Below are 17,654 nucleotides of genomic sequence, written 5' to 3'. Positions count from 1 at the left end.
TGGTTTTCGCACCGCCGAGGACTGCCATCGATCGGCGTCCTGACCCTAGTGGTGGCTCGTCTCGGCTGGGTAAAACATAGTTGCATGTAAGCATGTGAATGCTGGCTCACGTCAGGGCAGCGCGGACGGCTTGGCGACACCACGCCGGATCGCCCGGTTTCTCCGGTGCTCATCGGCAGTTGTGACAGAACGAAGACAATCCACGGACGGCGTCCGGACCTGGCGGGCCGAGCATTGTCGACATGTCACACGGATCGTCGTACCCCGTCGGATTGTCGTCGCCCGGCCCGGCGCGAGCGCTGCCCTCCGGTCGCGCCGCGGCGCCGCCGGGCCTGCGGCTGCTGGGAGCGGCCGTCGGTTTCCTGGTCGCCCTGGGTCTCACGGGTGTGCTGTTCGTGTGGACCGGCCCGGGGCAGTGGATCGACGGACTGCTCCTGCCGCGCGCCGAATCCGGTGGCGGTTACGAGCAGGACAGTGACCTGGTCGGGCCGGCGAAGACCGTCCTGGCGACCTTCGGCAGCCCGACGCTGCTGGCCGTCCTGCTCGGTGGGGTGCTGGTGGTGGGCGTGTTCGGCCGCCGGCTGCTGGCCGGCGTCGTGGGCGTGGGCGTGGTGCTCTGCGCGGTCGCGACGGCCGGTGCGGTGAAGTCAGTGCTGCCCCGCCCGGACCTCACGATCGAGGGTGCGACCTCCCACAACAGCTTCCCCAGCGGTCACGTCGCGGTCGCGACGGCTCTGGTGTTGGCCTTCCTGCTGGCCCTGCCCGGCTGGGCTCGACGGTGGCTGGTGGTGCCGGGCGCGGCGGGTGTCTCGGTGATCGGCGCGGCCACCATGATCGCGGGATGGCACCGGTTCAGCGACGTGCTCGGCGGCGTCCTGCTGAGCGTGACGTTGTTCTGCCTGGCCGCGGCGGCGCTGACGCTCCGGCCCGGCCACGACACGCCGCCCCCGCGTGCCACACCTGTCGCCGGCCGCGCCTGGCGCGCGGTCGCGCAGGGGGTGGTGGGGTTGATCGTGCTCGGCTGGGTGGTTCGGGTGCTGGTGCCCGGTCTGGCCACCTCGCTGCGGTGGGGGCCGCTCGTGGCCATCCTGGCGGCGGCGGGGCTGAGTGTGGTGGCGGTGGGCGTGGCCGTCTTCCTGGTCCGGTCGGTGGAGTTCGTCGGGCCTGTCGGTTCGCCACAGCGGCAGCGGCCGACCGACCCGGGGGCCATGGAACGCCTGGTGACGACGGACGTCCGGACGGCATGGCCCCGGCGGGTCGATATCACCCACGAGACATCGACCAAAAGCGAGCAATTCTCATGATGGGATACTTGACGGCATGCCACAGGTCCTGCTGATCGAAGATCACCAGACGGTCCGCGACGGACTGCAGTTGGCGCTCACCCGTCAGGGTCACACGGTGGTGGCCGTGGAGACCGGCGAACAGGGGCTGGAACGGCTGCGGACGACGGCGTCCGACGTGGTGGTCCTCGATCTCATGCTGCCCGGTATGGACGGTTTCGAGGTGTGCCGCCGGATCCGGCAGCAGGGCGACCTGCCCATCATCATGCTCACCGCCCGCAACGACGACATGGATGTGGTGGCCGGCCTGGAGGCGGGCGCCGACGACTACGTGGTCAAGCCGGTGCAGGCCCGGGTGCTCGAGGCGCGCATCCGGGCGGTGCTGCGCCGCACCGGCGGCGACGCGCGGCGTCCCGGCCCGGAGCGGCCCGGGCTGCACCAGCACGGTGCGTTGACCATCGACCGGGCCGCGCTGGTGGTCAGCAAGGACGGGTCTCCGGTCAGCCTGGCCCCGACGGAGCTGCGGCTGCTGCTCGAACTCGCGCACACTCCGGGCCAGGTGCTCAGCCGCCAGCAGTTGCTGGAGGCCGTGTGGGAGCACGGGTACCTCGGCGACTCGCGGCTGGTGGACGCCTGCGTCCAGCGGCTGCGCGCCAAGATCGAGGATGAGCCGTCCGCGCCGGTCTACATCCAGACGGTACGCGGCTTCGGATACCGGTTCGGGCCGCTGTGACCCCCTGGCACTGGGCCCGCGCCATGGCGCTGGGTCTGCGCGTACGACTGCTCCTGGCCTTCGCCCTGCTGGGGGTGACCACCACGGCGGTGGTGGCCAGCGGAAGCTACTTCCAGGCCCGGACCGTCATCCTCCAGCAGGCGCAGGACGCGGCGGTGGCGTCGCTTACCGACCAGCTGTCGAAGGTGTACCCGGTCGTCAGTCTGCCGCCGAGCCAGGAGGAACTTGAGGTGCTGGCCCAGCGCCTCTCCGACCGGGAGGTGGACGCCGTGGTCCACTACGGGGATCTGTGGTCGCACGGCACCGGCGCGGCCGACGTGCTCACCCCGGAGCTGCAGCGGGAGGTGGCGGGCGGTCGCGTCGCCTGGCAGCGCGTCAATCGCTACGGGACGCCCGTGCTGCTCATCGGCACGCAGCTCAGGTTCGAACGGTCCGATGGAACGTCCGTGCCGTCGGGCGTGGAGGTCTACTCGGTGCGCAGCCTCGTCACGGAGCAGCAGAGCGTCGACCGGCTCGCCGAGTTGGCGTGGGTGACCGGCGGTCTCTCCCTCGTCCTCGCCGTCCTGCTGGCCCTGCTGGCCGCGCAGGGCGTGCTGCGGCCGGTACGGGAGCTGGGCCGGGCGGCACGCAAGCTCGGCGAGGGTGACCTGTCCACCCGGCTGACCGTGCGGGGTGTCGACGAACTGGCCGACGTGGCACGCACCTTCAACGACACGGCCGGAACCCTGGAGCGTCAGGTCGGTGAGCTGCGGCGGATGGAGGCCGACGCGCGGCGCTTCGTGGCCGACGTGTCGCACGAACTCCGTACGCCCCTGGCCGCGATGACGGCGGTCACCGACGTGCTGGACGAGGAGGCGGACCGGCTGCCGGGGGACGCCGGGCAGGCCGCCCGGCTGGTCAGCCAGGAGACGCAGAACCTCACCCAGCTGGTCAACGACCTCATCGAGGTCAGCAGGTTCGACTCCGGCACCGCCCGGCTCGCCCTCGACGAGGTCGACGTCGCCGCGGCGGTCAACGCGACCCTGCGGCTGCGGCGGTGGGCCGATCGGGTGCACACCGACCTGCCGTCCGGTGTCATCGCCCGGCTCGATCCCCGCCGGCTGGACGTCATCGTCGCCAACCTGGTCGGCAACGCCTTCCGGCATGGCACCGAGCCGGTGTCCGTACGCCTGCGCGCCGAACCGGACTGGATCACGATCGAGGTCGCCGACCAGGGGCCCGGGTTGGACCCGGAGGTGCTGCCGCACGTCTTCGACCGCTTCTACAAGGCCGACACCGCGCGGACCCGCTCCGAGGGCAGCGGCCTGGGCCTCGCCATCGCCTGGGAGAACGCGCGCCTGCACCGGCACGGCGGGCAGTCGGGAAGTCTGGTGGCGGGCAACACCCCCGACTGCGGCGCGGTGTTCACGCTGCGCCTGCCCCGGGCGGCGTCGGAGACGGTGGACGCCGGAGGCGTACGGTGATCCGCGCATGCCGAAGGCGTACGGCGCTCCGCCGCCGCGTGGCGCGGACGCTGCTCGCGGGTGGGCTTCTGCTCACGTTGTTCACGGCGGGCTGCGGAGTCCGGCCCAGCGACGTCATCACCGGCCGCGCCGCGGTGACCGGTCCGTCGGCGGGCGCGGGCCTCTACCTGATCTCGCACGGCGAGCTGGCGCTGGTCCTGCGCGCGACCAAACCCGGTCCCGGTCCCTCGTCGCCGACCGAGACGCTCGCGCTGCTCGCGGCCGGTCCCACCCCGAGCGAGCGCAGCGCAGGGCTCAGCAGCGAGGTGCCACCCGGCGTCGCGCCGGCCCAGGTGACGCCGAGTGTCGACGAGCCCGGCATCACGGTGACGATGTCGGGCGCGGTGCTGCCGCTGTCGACGGTCGCGGCCAACCAGATCATCTGCACCGTGGTGTTCGCCGTGTCGGGACAGGGCTCCGCCCCGGTCACGATCGTCGGCTCGGACGGCACCCGGCCACCCTGGCCCTGCCCGCTCGAGTGACCGGGGCGAACGCCGCTCACACCAGATCGACCGCCCGCGCGGGCCGCGGCAGCCCCGCCGAGGCGACACGACCACGGTCGGCGAGCGCGCCGGAGATCAGGATGTCGAGCAGGGCCGGAAACGCGATCCCGGCCCGCTGCCAGATCTGCGGGAACTGCGACGCGGCGGTGAATCCCGGGAAGGTGTTGACCTCGTTCACGATGGGTTCCGCGCCCTCGGCGGGAAGGAAGAAGTCGACACGCAGCAGACCCCGACAGTCGAGGGCGTGGAAGGCGCGGATGGCCCGGTCCTGGAGCACCTCGGTGGTGGCCGGGTCGAGCGGGGCGGGGATCTCGAAGACGGCCCCGCCGTCGTACTTCGCGTCGTAGTCGAAGAAGCCGGCGCCGCTGACCCGGATCTCCAGGGGCGGCCCGGCCTGCACCCGGCCGTCGGGGTACTGCAGGACGGCGACGTCGATCTCCCGACCGCGTGCCCCCTGCTCGACGAGCACCTTCGGATCGACCTCCCGCGCCTGGTCGAGCGCGGCCGGCAGGGCAGCCCAGTCCGTCACCCGGACCACACCCAGGCTGGATCCGGCCCGTGCCGGCTTGACGAAGACCGGCAGGTCCAGTCGCTGCTGCTCGGCGGTTGACAGGTGCTCCCCCGACCGGAGGGTCACACCGGGGCTGACCCGCAGACCGTCCGCGGCGAGGAGCCGCTTGGTGACGCCCTTGTCCATGCCCGCCGCGCTGGCGAAGACGCCGTTGCCGACGTACGGCACGCCGAGCCACTCCAGCAGGGACGCGACTGTGCCGTCCTCGCCGTACGGGCCGTGCAGGGCCGGGAACACCACGTCCTGGGCGCGCAGCACCCGCAACGCCTGGGGCAGGGGAGTGGGGTGGCCGCCGACGTGCCACCCGCCGTCGGTGTCGATGAGCACCTCGGTGACCTGGTACCGCTCGCGGTCCAGCCCGGCCAGGATGCTCTCCCCCGAGCGCCGCGACACCTCGTGTTCGCCGCTCTGTCCGCCGTACAGCACTGCCAGTCGCGTTGTCATGCGACGTCCGCCCTTTCCTGGAGATGGTCGCGGCCCACCCGGGCCCCGATGCCGGTCAAGATTTCGTGTGGGTTGGTGCCGGCCCAGCGCGCCCATTCGGCGACGGTCGGCGGGCCGGCGGTCGGCGCTGTGGTCTCGTGGTCGCCGGGGCCGAGCACGACAACCGGGTCGCCGATGGCCACCGGCACGTCACCGGCGTCGACCACGCACTGGTCCATGGCGATGCGCCCGACGACCGGGCGGCGTCGGCCGCCGAGCCACACCTGCGCGCGGCCCTCGGTGGCGCGGGGCAGCCCGTCGGCGTAACCGAGCGGCAGCAGCGCCAGCGTCGTCGGCGCACCCGTGACGTACTCCGGCCCGTAGGAGACGCCCGTGCCGGCGGGCACCCGCTTCACGTTGACGACTGTCGTCCGCAGCGTCAGGGCTGCCCGCAGCCCGAACTCTCCCGGACCTGTCGCGCCGAACGGGTCGACGCCGTAGAGGGCCAGCCCGATCCGGCAGAGGTCGAAGCGGGTCCCGGGCGCCGACAGCGCCGCCGCCGAGTTGGCCAGGTGCACGAGGTCGGGGTCGAGGCCGGCGGCCCGGGCGAAACGCAGCGCCTCGGAGAACGTCCGCACCTGACGGGCCAGCCCCGGGCTGCCCGGCACGTCCGCGTCGGCCAGGTGCGACCACACACCACGCACCCGGACCCCGCCCTCCACCTCGTACTTCCGGGCCCAGGTGACCAGGTCGGGCCACTCGTCGGGGCCGGCGCCGTTGCGGGTCAGGCCGGTGTCGGCCTTGAGCTGCACCGTCGCGGGCACGCCGAGGCGTCGGGCCGCGTCGGCCACGGCGTGCAGGTGGGTGGTCGTCGACACGCCCACGTCGACGTCCGCGGTGATCAACGCGGCGAAGTCGTCGTTCGGTCGGTGCAGCCAGCTCAACGTGGGTACGCTGATGCCCGCCCCGCGCAGGGCCAGCGCCTCGACCGCCGAGGTCACCCCCAGCCAGGTGGCGCCGGCGCGCAGCGCCGCCCGGGCGACAGGGACCGCCCCGTGGCCGAACCCGTCCGCCTTCACCACTGCCATCAGCGCGGTGTCGGTGACCGACGCGACAGTCCGCACGTTGTCGGCGATCGCCCCGAGGTCGACCACCGCCTCGGCCAGCCCGCTCATGCGGCGCCCACCGGGTGGGAAGGTGCCGGGGCCGCTTCGCGCCGGGGCACGGGAAGCGCGAACATCCAGCGGGCGTGCACCGCCAGCAGCCCGCGATGGATGGCCAGGCTCAGGCCGACGACGAGCGCGGTCAGCAGAACCGGGTAGCCGAGCACGACCAGGCTCTGGACGACCGGGTCCAACCCGGAGACCGGGTTGAGCAGCAGCCGGTCCAGCAGGGCCAGGACCGGCATGTGAATGACGTAGACAGGCAGGGTGGTGCGCCCGAGCGTGGTCAGTCGGTCACTGAGGGTGGATGACCGCGTCAGGCGGGCGGCGGCGGTGATACCGAACGCCACCGCCACGACCGACACCACAGGCCACACGCCGAACCACCGCTGGGCGCCGGCCGCCGCCATCGCGACGAGCGCGAGGGCGTACGCCCCGGCCGTCAGCACGAGTCGTCGCCGGGTGGCCGTCGTCGCCCACCGCTCGATCCACGGCCGCAGATACAGGCCGGCGAGGAAGAAGACCAGGTTCTGGTAGAGGCCCGCGCGGTTGCCGGGCGTGGCCAGCAGGCCGGCGGCCGCGATGGCGGACAACACCGCCGCGGGTACGACGACCAGCACCCGGGGCAGCCGGCGGGCCGCCTTGGCGAGCGTGAAGTAGAGCGCCAGGGCGTACAGGTACCAGAGGTTGGAGGGTGTGACGGTGAGCTGTTCCAGCAGACCGAGTGCGGATGCGGCGTGATCGGTCGGGAAGTCCGGCGCCAGGGCCAGGACCGCGCTGTGGATCAGCAGCCACACGGCGTACAGGTAGAGGAACCCGGCGACGCGGCTGCGGGCGACGGTCCGCCAGGGCCGCTGGACAGCGTTCGCCGCGAAGACGCCGGAGATGGTGAAGAAGAGCGGCATCCGCAGCGGCAGGAACTGCTCGCCGAGCGTGCCCCACAGGCCCGGCACGGGTGCGCCGACGTGCCAGTCGATGCGCAGGTAATCCTTGACGACGACGTGCCATCCGACGACGAGGATGATGCAGACGCCCTTCGCGGCGTCCGCCCACTGCGCGCGGGGTGGACGCGTCGGGTGGCGGAGGTCGGTGGTTGTTGGCTGCGGGATCACTCGGTCGAAGGTGTCAGCCGGATATCCGTACGTGATCCACGAATTGTCATGAACCGGTAATGGATGTCGGCGGGGCCGCCGGGTCCCGGACCGCGAGAGGTTGGCGAAGCAGTGCACAGTCGCGCGGCGGGGAAACCTCTAGGCTCGGTCGTGGAGGTGCCGACATGAAGCTCGGGCTGCACTACTGGAACTTCTCGACCCCGGCCGACCCGGCCGCCATCGCACCGACGCTCGCCGAGGCGGCCACCACCGCCGAGCAGGCAGGTGTGGCGTCGTTCACGGTCATGGACCACTTCTTCCAGATGGAGGCGCTGGCCCCGGCCGAGGAGCCGATGCTGGAGGCGTACACGACGCTTGGTTACGTCGCGGCGAAGACCCAGCGGATGACGTTGGGTGTGCTGGTCACCGGCGTGATGTACCGGTATCCGGGGTTGCTCGCCAAGACCGTGACGACCCTCGACGTGCTCTCCGGCGGCCGGGCCCGGCTCGGCATCGGGGCGTCCTGGTACGAGCGGGAGCAGCGCGGCCTGGGCGTGCCCGTGGTGCCGGTGGCCGAGCGGTTCGAGCGGCTGGAGGAGACGCTGCGGATCTGCCGGCAGATGTGGAGCGACGACAACGGGCCGTTCGACGGGCGGCACTACCAGCTCACGGAGACGATCAACTCGCCCCAGCCGCTGCGCCGGCCGCACCCGCCGATCATGATCGGCGGCAGTGGCGAGAAGAAGACGCTGCTGCTGGTCGCCCGGTACGCCGACGCCTGCAACCTGTTCGGCACGGGCGCCGAGGGGATCGCGCACAAGCTGGACGTGCTGCGCGGGCACTGCGCCGCCGAGGGCCGCGACTACGACAGCATCGAGAAGACCGTGCTGGCCTCCAAGCCGCCGCTGGAGGACCTCGACGAGTTCCTCGCCGAGGTGTCCGCGTACGCGGCGCTGGGGGTCACCGAGGTGCAGGTCACACCGGACCGGCACCCGGTGGAGTTCGCCCAGCGGCTCGGCGACGAGGTGCTGCCCCGACTGGCCGACATCGGCTGATCCCGCCCAACGCCACGAGGGGCTGCCCTCCGCCGAGCGGAGGACAGCCCCTCGGTGACTACCCGGGTCAGCCGACCGAGGCGGGGAACCTCTCCCACACCCGGTGCGCGGCCATCAACTGCTGCACCCCGGTCAGCGCCTCGGCACCCGAGCCGGCGGCCACGATGCCGGGGGTGCCCGCCACCCCGGCCTGCTCCAGCACTGTGACGCCGTCGCCCCAGGCGCCGATCGCCTTGGCGTGCCGCCAGCACTCCTCGACCAGCAGCAGCACGCGGGGGTCGACTGTCGCCGCGTCCGGCCGGCCGGCCTTGGCGTCGCGGGCGGGCAGCGCGTCCGGTGCGGGCACCGGCGCTCCGGCCAGCAGGAGCGCGTCGAACTCGACCGACCGGCCGGTGGCGAAGGTCCGTTGGACGGGCATGCCGTCCACCATGCCGCCGTGCGGGGCGATCAGCAGCGGCACCATGCCAGCCTCGAACACGGCCCGGCGCACCTCGCCGACGCCGTCCAGGTCACCGTCGGGGTCCACGACGATCCCGACCGTGCGGCCGTCGGCGGGCCACGCCCTGCCGACCTGCGACAGAGCCGGGCTCGGCGCGACGTCGGCCAGCGGCACCGTCGGCTGCGGCGCGGGCAGCCCCAGGCCCGTGGCGACCTGCTCGCACAGCACCGGGTCGATGTTGGCGAGGCACTGCAGCTGGCGCTCCTTGATCGCCTGGTGGTAGCACTTGCCCAGCTCGAAGGTGTACGCCCGGATGATGTGTTCCTTCTCGACAGGCGACATGCTCAGCCAGAACAGGCGTACCTGGCTGTAGTGGTCGTCGAACGACGCCGGGTTGGCGCGGACCTTGGGCGCCTGCGCCACGGTCACCGGCACGTCGAGGAACGCGTGCTCGGCGTCGCCGGCCGGGAAGGGGTTGCCGCCGTCGAGCGAGTTCGGCCGGTACGGCGCGACCCCGGCGTGCACGGCGTGCTGGTGGAAGCCGTCGCGGAGCATGTCGTTGACCGCCGCGTGCGGGCGGTTGATCGGGATCTGGGCGAAGTTCGGCCCGCCGAGGCGGGTGAGCTGCGTGTCGACGTACGAGAAGAGCCGGCCCTGCAACAGCGGGTCGTTCGTGACGTCGATGCCCGGCGGGAGGTGCCCGAGGTGGAAGGCGACCTGCTCGGTCTCGGCGAAGAAGTTCGTCGGCGTCCGGTTGAGGACCAGCCGGCCGATCGGCTGCACCTCCGCCAGCTCCTCCGGCACGATCTTCGTGGCGTCGAGCAGGTCGATCCCGGCGAAGGTCTCCTCGGGGGTGTCGGGGAAGACCTGGATGCCGAGTTCCCACTCGGGGAACGCGCCGGCCTCGATGGCGTCGTAGAGGTCCCGGCGGTGGAAGTCCGGGTCGATGCCGCCGAGCATCTGCGCCTCCTCCCAGGTCAGGGAGTGCACACCGAGCTTCGGCTTCCAGTGGAACTTTGCCAGCACCGTCTCCCCGGCCTCGTTGACGAGGCGGAAGGTGTGCACACCGAAGCCCTCCATCGTCCGGTACGAGCGCGGGATGCCCCGATCGGACATGTTCCACATGGCGTGGTGCTGCGCCTCGGTGTGCAGCGAGACGAAGTCCCAGAAGGTGTCGTGGGCGCTCTGCGCCTGCGGGATCTCCCGGTCCGGGTGCGGCTTCGCGGCGTGGATGATGTCGGGGAACTTGATGGCGTCCTGGATGAAGAAGACAGGCATGTTGTTGCCGACCAGGTCGAAGGTGCCCTCGTCGGTGTAGAACTTGGTGGCGAAGCCACGGGTGTCGCGGACCGTGTCGGCCGAGCCGCGCGACCCGAGCACTGTGGAGAATCGGACGAAGACGTCGGTCTCCCGGCCCTTCTTCAGGAAGCCGGCCCTGGTGACCGCCTCGGCGGTGCCGTAGGCCGTGAACACTCCGTGCGCCCCCGCGCCCCGGGCGTGCACCACACGCTCCGGAATGCGCTCGTGGTCGAAGTGCGTGATCTTCTCGCGCAGGTGGTGGTCCTGGAGCAGGACCGGCCCCCGCGGCCCGGCCTTGAGCGAATGGTCGGTGTCGCGCAGGCGCGCCCCGTTCGCCGTGGTCAGGTACGCGCCCTGCTGGCCCTTCGCGGTCGCCGGCGCGCCGGTCTCGGCGCCGGTGGGCGTACGGGTCTGCGGTGCGCCCTGTTCCGGCTTCGGGGGCAGGGGACCGTGGGGCGAGGTCGGCTCCTCGACGGGCGGGGTTGCGCTGCCCGGGGCACCGGGCACCTCGGGCGTCAGAGCGTCAGTGATCTTTTCTGAGGCGGTCTTCACGACGTTCTTGACCGCCTCGGCGGGCTTGCTGGAATCCACTTGGCGAACCTCTCCATGGAGCGTTTGGGCAGGCCCCTGCACCCCTACCCCTGGTCGGAGTGCCGAAACGCGCGGAAGATCCGATCTGCGGGCGGGACTGGTGATTTCACCGATGCGCGGGGTGACCGGAGCGGCGAAGACTGACGAACGTCGATATCGCTCGACTCTAGGGAGTGCCCGACGTGTCGTCACCAACCACCACCCGCCCCCGTTCCATGCCTGCTCGGGCCGTCCGGCTCGCGCTGGCCGCCACCCTCCTCGCCGCAGGTGTCCTCGCCGGACCCGCCCCCGCGCAGGCGGCCAGTCCGTACGAGCGGGGCCCCGCCCCGACCACCGCGATCCTGGAGGCCAGCCGCGGCCCCTTCGCCACCGCCTCGCAGAGCGTCTCCTCGCTGAGCGTCACCGGCTTCGGCGGCGGGGTCATCTACTACCCGACAAGCACCAGCGAGGGCACGTTCGGCGCCATCGCCATCTCGCCCGGCTACACGGCCGCGTGGTCCAGCATCAGCTGGCTCGGGCCGCGGATCGCCTCGCACGGCTTCGTGGTGATCGGGATCGAGACCAACACCCGGTTCGACCAGCCGGACAGCCGTGGCCGGCAGTTGCTCGCCGCGCTCGACTACCTCACCGAGCGCAGCTCGGTGCGCAGCCGTATCGACAGCAGCCGCCTCGCGGTCGCCGGCCACTCGATGGGTGGCGGCGGCACCCTGGAGGCGGCTTCGTCCCGTCCGTCGCTGCAGGCCGCCGTGCCGCTCGCGCCGTGGAATCTGGACAAGAGCTGGTCCGAGCTGCGGGTGCCCACGCTGATCATCGGCGGCGAGAGTGACACTGTCGCGCCTGTCGCGTCGCACTCGGTGCCGTTCTACACGAGCATCCCGGCCTCGGCCGAGAAGGCCTACCTGGAGTTGAACGGCGCGAGCCACTTCTTCCCGCAGACGGTCAACACACCGACGGCGCGGCAGATGGTGGCCTGGTTGAAGCGGTTCGTCGACGACGACACCCGCTACGAGCAGTTCCTCTGCCCGGGTCCGAGCGGCTCGGCGATCGAGGAGTACCGCAACACCTGCCCCAGCTACTGAGCACGCGGGTCGGGGCGGTCGCCGGTTGGCGGCCGCCCCGTTCGTGTCAGCCCATTGAAGGTCTTGACGCCAAATCCGAGAAACGTACACTGCGAGTGTAAATAACACCCGCCACGGCAGAGGGATGGGTGATGGAGCGCGGGCTCGAACTGCACGGCATCGGCGTCCGTTTCGGCGGCCTCACCGCCCTCGACGACGTCTCGCTGCGGGTGCCACCCGACCGGGTGGTGGGCGTGATCGGGCCCAACGGCGCCGGCAAGACCACGTTGTTCAACGTGATCTGCGGCTTCGTGTCGCCGCAGACGGGGTCACTCACCCTCGACGGCCGGCCGCTGCGACCACGGCCGCACCGGCTGACCCGACTCGGCATCGCCCGGACCCTGCAGGGGACCGGGCTCTTCGCCGGCCTCAGCGTCCTGGAGAACGTGATGACGGGCGCGTCGCACACGGCCCGCGCGGGCTTCGCGTCGGCGCTGTTCGGGCTGCCCCGCAGCGACCGCGACGAGCGTCGGCTGCGCCAGCACGCCCTCGACGTCCTCGACGACCTGGGGATCGCCGGGCACGCCGCCGCCGCGCCGGGCACGCTGCCCTTCGCCGTACGCCAGCGGGTAGCCCTGGCCCGCGCGCTCGCCGCGCGGCCCCGGCTGCTGCTGCTCGACGAACCCGCCGGCGGCCTCGGGGCCGACGACATCGCCGAGCTGGCGGAGCTGGTCCGGCAGCTTCCCCGGCGCGACACCGACCCGTGCGCGGTACTGCTCGTCGAGCACCACATGGACCTGGTGATGGCCGTCTGCGACGAGCTGGTGGTGCTCGACTTCGGCCGGGTCATCGCGGCCGGCACGCCGGACGAGATCCGCGACGACGCGGCGGTCACCGACGCATACCTGGGCGCCCTCGTCGAGGAAACCGCATGACCGGGCCGGATCTGCTCGTGGTGCGGGGGTTGGTGGCCGGTTACGGGGCCACGCCGGTGTTGCGGGCCGTCGACCTCACCGTGCCGGCCGGCACGATCGCCGCCGTCGTCGGCGCCAACGGCGCCGGAAAGACGACGCTGCTGCGCGCGCTCTCCGGCATGATCCGTCCGGCCGCCGGCCAGGTGCTCCTCGCGGGCGAGGACCTGCGGGGTACGCCTGTGGAGCAGCTCGTCCGGCGCGGCATGGCGCACGTGCCGGAGGGGCGGGGCGTGATCAGCGAGTTGACAGTCGACGAGAACCTGCGGCTCGGCGGGTTGTGGCGGCGCGACCGGGCGGACGCCGGCCGTGCTCTCGGCGAGGTCTACGAGCTGTTCGAGCCGCTCGCCCGGCGTCGCCGGCACCTCGGGCACCAGCTCTCCGGTGGTGAGCGGCAGATGCTCGCGCTCGGCCGGGCGCTTGTCGGCCGGCCGCGCCTGCTGCTGCTCGACGAGCCGTCGCTGGGCCTGGCGCCCCGGGTGGTCGCCCGGACCATGGCCCTGCTGCGTCAGCTGCGCGACCGTACCGGCCTGACCGTGCTGCTTGTCGAGCAGAACGTGCGTAGCGCGCTCGCCGTGGCCGACCAGGGTGTCGTGATGTCCCTGGGCCGGGTGGTGGTCGCGGCCCCGGCGGCCACGCTGCGCGACGACGACGACCTGCGCCACGCGTACCTCGGTTTCTGACCCACCTGGTCCCCTGGAGGGAGGACTGTTGGACCGCTTCGTCTTCCTCACCGTCGACGGTCTGTCGCGGGGCGCGGTGTACGCCGCGTTCGCGCTGGCGCTGGTGCTCATCTGGCGGGCGGCGCGTGTCGTCAACTTCGCTCAGGGGGCGATGGCCGTCGCGGCCGCGTACGTCGCGTACTCGGTGTCCGCCGCGACCGGCTCGTACTGGCTCGGCTTCGTGGTCGCGATCGTCGCCGGTCTGCTGCTCGGCGCGCTTGTGGATCGGGTGGTGATGCGGCACGTCGACCACGCGTCGCCGCTCAACCCGGTGATCGTCGCGCTCGGGCTGGTGCTGGTGCTCCAGGCCGTGCTGGGCATGGTGTACGGCAACGAGTTCCGTCCCGCCGACGTCCCGTTCAGCCGGTCCGCCCTCACCGTCGGCGGGGTCGCCGTGCTGTCGCCGTACGACCTGTTCGTCTTCGCCACGATCGGGGTGGTGGTCAGCGCGTTGGCCTGGATGTTCGCGCGTACCGCGGTGGGGTTGCGGATGCGCGCGGCGGCCTTCGCGCCGGAGGTCTCCCGCCTGCTCGGGGTCAACGTCGGTGGGATGTTGACGCTCGGTTGGGCACTCGCCTCCGGCGTGGGCGCGCTCGCCGCGATGCTCGTCATCCCGACCGAGTTGGGTCTGCACCCGCACGCCATGGACCTGGTGTTCGTCTCGGCGTTCACGGCGGCGGTGGTCGGCGGTCTGGACAGCCCACCGGGGGCGGTGGTCGGTGGCCTGGTGGTGGGCCTGCTGCTCTCCTACGTCAGCGGGTACGCCGGCAGCGACCTCACCCCGCTGGCGGTGCTCGTGCTGCTGCTGGCGGTGCTGCTGGTCCGGCCCGGCGGGTTGTTCGCCCCGGTCGCGGCGAGGCGGGTGTGAGCGCCACCCGGGCGGCCCTGCCGCCGAGGCAGCGAGAGGGCGAGGCGGGCGAGCGCCCGGTCGACCGGGGACGTCGCGGCTCCACCCTGCTGCGGCACCTCGCCGTGCTGCTCGCCGTGGGTCTGGTGCTGGTGGCGGTCAGCTACGCCGTGGAGCCGTTCCGCAACTTCCAGCTCGCCACGGTGGCGGCGTATCTCTGCGCCACCGCCGGGCTGACGGTCCTCACCGGGCTCAACGGTCAGCTGTCGCTGGGGCACGGGGCGTTGATGGCGACAGGCGCGTACACCGTGGCCCTGTGCCAGAACGCGTTCCTCGACCGGGGGTTGACCGGCGGCTGGCTGTTGGCGCTGTCGCTTGTCGCGGCGGTGCTGGGCACGGTCGCGGTGGGCGCGGTGGTAGGTGTGGCGGCGGCCCGGCTGCGCGGGCCCTACCTCGCCGGGGTGACCCTGGCCGTGGCCGTCGTGGTGCCGGCGTTGGCCGTCACCTTCGACGGCGTCTTCAACGGCGAGCAGGGGCTGTCGGTGCCGGTGGAGCCGCCGCCGTTGGCGCTCGGCGCGTACTTCCCGTACGAGCGGTGGCAGCTCTGGCTCTCGGGCGCTGCCACCCTGCTGGCCCTGCTGCTGGTGGCGAACCTGATCCGCAGCCGGTACGGGCGGACGTTCCGGGCGGTGCGCGACGACGAGGTGGCGGCCCGGCTCGCGGGCATCCACGTGGCGCGCACCCAGGTCCTCGCCTTCGTGGTCAGCGCCGCCACGGCCGGGCTCGGCGGCGGCCTGCTCGCGATGCTCGCGCAGAGCGTCTCGCCCGGAGCGTTCTCGTTGACCCTGTCGCTCTTCCTGCTGATGGCGGTGGTGATCGGCGGCCTCGGTCGCCTCGCCGGCGCGTTGTGGGGGGCGGTGCTGCTTGTCGCCCTGCCCGACCTCACCCATTCCGTGACCGAGCTGCTCACCCTCTCGCCGGCGGTGGCGCAGCGGCTGGAGGGCAACCTCCCGCTGGCCATCTTCGGCGTCACGCTGATCGTCGTGATGATCGCCGCGCCCGGCGGTGTGCAGGGTCTGTTGTCCCGTCTCGGCCGGGCCCTGCTGGCCCGCTGGCCGGCGCGGCGTTCCTGAGCTGTCCCCGGCCCGGCCTCGGCCGGGCGCCTCACCACACCATCACCACTGAACCGGACCGAGAAAGGTCGGTGTTTCCGATGCACCGTACGGCGCGACGCGGTCTCGCGATCGCCAGCACCATCGCCCTGCTCGTCACCGCCGCAGGCTGTAGTGGCGACGACGGCCCCACCTCCGGCGGGGGGTCGGTGCCGGGGGTCACCGACACCGAGATCGTCGTCGGCACCCACATGCCGCTCACCGGGCCGGCCTCGGCCGGCTACTCCAAGATCGCCCCGGCGACGAAGGCGTACTTCGACTACGTCAACGCCAATGGTGGCGTGCACGGCCGGAAGATCACCTACAAGGTCATGGACGACGGCTACAACCCGGCGAACACCCAGCAGGTGGTACGCCAGCTCGTGTTGCAGGACAAGGTCTTCGCCGTGCTCAACGGCCTGGGCACGCCGACGCACACCGGGGTGCTCGACTTCCTCAAGACCAACCGGGTGCCGGACCTCTTCGTCGCGTCCGGCAGCCGCAGCTGGGACCAGCCCGACAAGTATCCCGGCACGTTCGGCTTCAACCCGGATTACACGATCGAGGGCAAGATCCTGGCCAACTACGCGAAGGCGAACCTGGCCGGCAAGAAGGTCTGCTTCCTCGGGCAGGACGACGACTTCGGCCGCGACAGCCTGGCCGGCGTGGAGAAGGTCCTCGGCGCCGGGGCCGTGGCGGTCAAGCAGACGTACGTCACCAGCAACACCAACGTGGCGCCGCAGATCGGCGCGTTCAAGGCGGCCGGCTGCCAGGTCGTCATGCTGGCGACAGTGCCCGGCTTCACCGCGCTCTCCGTCGGCACCGCCGCGCGGCTGAGCTTCAAGCCGCAGTGGCTGGTCTCCAACGTCGGCGCCGACCACCCGACCCTGGCCAAGCAGCTCGGCGCCGCCGCCCCGCTGCTGGAGGGCATGGTCGGCACCAACTACCTGCCGATGCAGAACGACACGGCGAACCCGTGGATCCAGCTCTTCACGAAGATCAACAAGACGCACAACGGTGACGCGCCGTTCGACGGCAACACCGTCTACGGCATGTCGGTCGGCTACCTCTTCGTGCAGGTGCTCCTCGCCGCCGGCAAGGACGTCACCCGCGAGAAGGTGCTCGACGCCGTCGAGAAGGGTGGCTTCCAGGGGCCCGGGCTCGCGCCGCTGCGGTTCTCCGCCGACGACCACTCCGGCTACGGCGGGCAGCGGTTGAGTCGGGTGAGCGGGGGAGTGCAGAGCTACTTCGGGCCGACGTACGAGACCGACGAGGGGGACGGCCCGGTCGCCGAGTACACGGCCGCGCCTGTCGCGCCGCCGGCGAACGGGGTGCCGACAGTCTCCTGACGAGCCTGCCGTTCGGTCGTACGACCCGGGGTGGCCACCTCCGGGTCGTACGACCGTGCCCGGCCGGTGGCCCGGCACGGTCGACGCGGAACGTTGACCGACGCCGATCGACCCTCTTACTATCTGCATCGTGAATGCAATTTCAGGTCACCTCGCGGCTGGCCGGTCCGGATGACATCGTTCGTGCGGGCCCGGAGCTGCCTGATCATCGCCTGTCTAGACTCGGCCGGGAGTCGGGCGACGTCGTGGCGGTGAAGGGGCGGGGGCGGATGAACAGGGTCGAGGCCCCGGGGCGGGTCGACGGGCGGACGGCCCGGGCCGAGCGCACCCGGGCAGCCATCGTCGAGGCGCACCTGGCGCTCATCGCCGAGGGTGACCTGCGGCCGACCGGGGAACGCATCGCCGAACGGGCCGGCATCTCGCTGCGTACGCTCTGGACCAACTTCAAGGACATGGAGACGCTCTTCGAGGCGAGCGGCGCCGAGGTGCTGCGTCAGCAGGATGCCGCGTACCGGCCGATCTCGCCCGCGTTACCGCTGGCAAAGCGGGTCGACGCGTACTGCCGGCAGCGGGCCCGGCTGCTCCAGCTCATCACGCCGTCGGCGCGGGCCGCGCAGATGCGCGAGCCGGTCTCCGACCAACTGCACCGCAACCGCCTCAAGCACATCGACCGGGTCCGCGACGAGGTCGAGCAGCTCTTCGCCGCCGAGCTGACACACGCCGGGCGGGGGCGCGAGCAACTGCTCAACGCGCTGGTGGCGGCGAGCATGTGGCCGGCCTGGTCGATGCTGCGCTACGGCCTCGGGCTGGGCGTGGACCAGGCCCGCGCGGTGATGTCCCGGACGGTGGGCGCGCTGTTGGCCGAGGTGGCGACCGACTGATCCCGGCTCGCCCCTCTTTCCA

16 protein-coding genes are annotated in these 17,654 nt (G+C 72.1%); 12 read left to right on the top strand and 4 right to left on the bottom strand.

Annotation, left to right across the window (positions count from 1 at the left end; translation table 11 throughout):
* The first annotated feature begins 242 nt into the window (after positions 1-242).
* From AB0K10_RS10860 to AB0K10_RS10845, 4 genes are read left to right on the top strand one after another with little or no spacing between them, the layout of a single operon-like run.
* A complete protein-coding gene (locus AB0K10_RS10860) occupies positions 243-1,304 on the top strand; it encodes a phosphatase PAP2 family protein (RefSeq protein ID WP_363682119.1) in 1,062 nt (353 codons plus the stop codon).
* A 16-nt stretch (positions 1,305-1,320) separates the two neighbouring features.
* On the top strand, positions 1,321-2,016 hold the full coding sequence (locus AB0K10_RS10855; RefSeq protein WP_363682117.1) for a response regulator transcription factor: 696 nt from the start codon (positions 1,321-1,323) through the stop codon (positions 2,014-2,016).
* On the top strand, positions 2,013-3,479 hold the full coding sequence (locus AB0K10_RS10850) for a HAMP domain-containing sensor histidine kinase (protein ID WP_363682115.1): 1,467 nt from the start codon (positions 2,013-2,015) through the stop codon (positions 3,477-3,479). Before AB0K10_RS10855 ends, AB0K10_RS10850 begins: the two co-directional genes overlap by 4 nt.
* Entirely contained in the window at positions 3,476-4,000 is a 525-nt protein-coding gene (locus tag AB0K10_RS10845; RefSeq protein WP_363682113.1) for a hypothetical protein, read from the top strand. The genes AB0K10_RS10850 and AB0K10_RS10845 overlap by 4 nt, the downstream gene beginning before the upstream one ends.
* A gap of 16 nt (positions 4,001-4,016) precedes the next feature.
* Here the strand turns inward: AB0K10_RS10845 and AB0K10_RS10840 are convergent, their stop codons facing one another.
* The 3 genes from AB0K10_RS10840 to AB0K10_RS10830 are packed head-to-tail and all read right to left on the bottom strand — an operon-like array spanning position 4,017 to position 7,290.
* On the bottom strand, positions 4,017-5,036 hold the full coding sequence (locus AB0K10_RS10840; RefSeq protein ID WP_363682111.1) for a D-alanine--D-alanine ligase family protein: 1,020 nt from the start codon (positions 5,034-5,036) through the stop codon (positions 4,017-4,019).
* Positions 5,033-6,190 (bottom strand): alanine racemase, encoded by a 1,158-nt coding sequence (alr, locus tag AB0K10_RS10835; RefSeq protein ID WP_363682109.1) that lies wholly within the window; start codon positions 6,188-6,190, stop codon positions 5,033-5,035. The genes AB0K10_RS10840 and alr overlap by 4 nt, the downstream gene beginning before the upstream one ends.
* Positions 6,187-7,290 carry an acyltransferase gene (locus AB0K10_RS10830; protein ID WP_363682107.1) on the bottom strand — a complete coding sequence of 368 codons (1,104 nt, stop codon included), beginning with the start codon at positions 7,288-7,290 and terminating at the stop codon, positions 6,187-6,189. The genes alr and AB0K10_RS10830 overlap by 4 nt, the downstream gene beginning before the upstream one ends.
* Positions 7,291-7,454: 164 nt before the next feature.
* Here AB0K10_RS10830 and AB0K10_RS10825 point away from each other — a divergent pair, with 164 nt between their 5' ends.
* On the top strand, positions 7,455-8,324 hold the full coding sequence (locus AB0K10_RS10825) for an LLM class F420-dependent oxidoreductase (RefSeq protein ID WP_363682105.1): 870 nt from the start codon (positions 7,455-7,457) through the stop codon (positions 8,322-8,324).
* Positions 8,325-8,391: 67 nt separating this feature from the next.
* Here the strand turns inward: AB0K10_RS10825 and AB0K10_RS10820 are convergent, their stop codons facing one another.
* Positions 8,392-10,653, bottom strand: coding sequence for a catalase (locus AB0K10_RS10820; protein ID WP_363682103.1), 2,262 nt, complete (start codon positions 10,651-10,653; stop codon positions 8,392-8,394).
* Between the two features lie 215 nt (positions 10,654-10,868).
* Here AB0K10_RS10820 and AB0K10_RS10815 point away from each other — a divergent pair, with 215 nt between their 5' ends.
* From AB0K10_RS10815 to AB0K10_RS10785, 7 genes are all read left to right on the top strand, one after another.
* Positions 10,869-11,732, top strand: coding sequence for an alpha/beta hydrolase (locus tag AB0K10_RS10815; RefSeq protein ID WP_363682224.1), 864 nt, complete (start codon positions 10,869-10,871; stop codon positions 11,730-11,732).
* Between the two features lie 131 nt (positions 11,733-11,863).
* Positions 11,864-12,646: an ATP-binding cassette domain-containing protein gene (locus tag AB0K10_RS10810; RefSeq protein WP_363682101.1), complete on the top strand. Its 783-nt coding sequence runs from the start codon at positions 11,864-11,866 to the stop codon at positions 12,644-12,646.
* Positions 12,643-13,365 (top strand): ABC transporter ATP-binding protein, encoded by a 723-nt coding sequence (locus AB0K10_RS10805; RefSeq protein ID WP_363682099.1) that lies wholly within the window; start codon positions 12,643-12,645, stop codon positions 13,363-13,365. Before AB0K10_RS10810 ends, AB0K10_RS10805 begins: the two co-directional genes overlap by 4 nt.
* Before the next feature lie 28 nt (positions 13,366-13,393).
* On the top strand, positions 13,394-14,272 hold the full coding sequence (locus AB0K10_RS10800) for a branched-chain amino acid ABC transporter permease (protein WP_363682097.1): 879 nt from the start codon (positions 13,394-13,396) through the stop codon (positions 14,270-14,272).
* A complete protein-coding gene (locus AB0K10_RS10795) occupies positions 14,269-15,384 on the top strand; it encodes a branched-chain amino acid ABC transporter permease (protein WP_363682095.1) in 1,116 nt (371 codons plus the stop codon). Before AB0K10_RS10800 ends, AB0K10_RS10795 begins: the two co-directional genes overlap by 4 nt.
* An 80-nt stretch (positions 15,385-15,464) precedes the next feature.
* On the top strand, positions 15,465-16,751 hold the full coding sequence (locus AB0K10_RS10790; RefSeq protein WP_363682093.1) for an ABC transporter substrate-binding protein: 1,287 nt from the start codon (positions 15,465-15,467) through the stop codon (positions 16,749-16,751).
* A gap of 269 nt (positions 16,752-17,020) precedes the next feature.
* On the top strand, positions 17,021-17,632 hold the full coding sequence (locus AB0K10_RS10785; protein ID WP_363682091.1) for a TetR/AcrR family transcriptional regulator: 612 nt from the start codon (positions 17,021-17,023) through the stop codon (positions 17,630-17,632).
* Positions 17,633-17,654: the final 22 nt, after the last annotated feature.

This window comes from Micromonospora sp. NPDC049274 (genome assembly GCF_040678875.1).
In the GTDB taxonomy this organism is placed as follows: domain Bacteria; phylum Actinomycetota; class Actinomycetes; order Mycobacteriales; family Micromonosporaceae; genus Micromonospora.
Note: the sequence above shows the minus strand (reverse complement) of the source record. Positions and strands in the feature narration are given on the sequence as shown.

Excerpts from the sequence above, each read along its gene's own strand:
- AB0K10_RS10860 (WP_363682119.1), top strand. The coding sequence starts at position 243 with ATGTCACACGGATCGTCGTACCCCGTCGGATTGTCGTCGCCCGGCCCG.
- AB0K10_RS10855 (WP_363682117.1), top strand. The coding sequence starts at position 1,321 with ATGCCACAGGTCCTGCTGATCGAAGATCACCAGACGGTCCGCGACGGA.
- AB0K10_RS10840 (WP_363682111.1), bottom strand. The coding sequence starts at position 5,036 with ATGACAACGCGACTGGCAGTGCTGTACGGCGGACAGAGCGGCGAACAC.
- alr (WP_363682109.1), bottom strand. The coding sequence starts at position 6,190 with ATGAGCGGGCTGGCCGAGGCGGTGGTCGACCTCGGGGCGATCGCCGAC.
- AB0K10_RS10825 (WP_363682105.1), top strand. The coding sequence starts at position 7,455 with ATGAAGCTCGGGCTGCACTACTGGAACTTCTCGACCCCGGCCGACCCG.
- AB0K10_RS10815 (WP_363682224.1), top strand. The coding sequence starts at position 10,869 with ATGCCTGCTCGGGCCGTCCGGCTCGCGCTGGCCGCCACCCTCCTCGCC.
- AB0K10_RS10810 (WP_363682101.1), top strand. The coding sequence starts at position 11,864 with ATGGAGCGCGGGCTCGAACTGCACGGCATCGGCGTCCGTTTCGGCGGC.
- AB0K10_RS10805 (WP_363682099.1), top strand. The coding sequence starts at position 12,643 with ATGACCGGGCCGGATCTGCTCGTGGTGCGGGGGTTGGTGGCCGGTTAC.
- AB0K10_RS10790 (WP_363682093.1), top strand. The coding sequence starts at position 15,465 with ATGCACCGTACGGCGCGACGCGGTCTCGCGATCGCCAGCACCATCGCC.
- AB0K10_RS10785 (WP_363682091.1), top strand. The coding sequence starts at position 17,021 with ATGAACAGGGTCGAGGCCCCGGGGCGGGTCGACGGGCGGACGGCCCGG.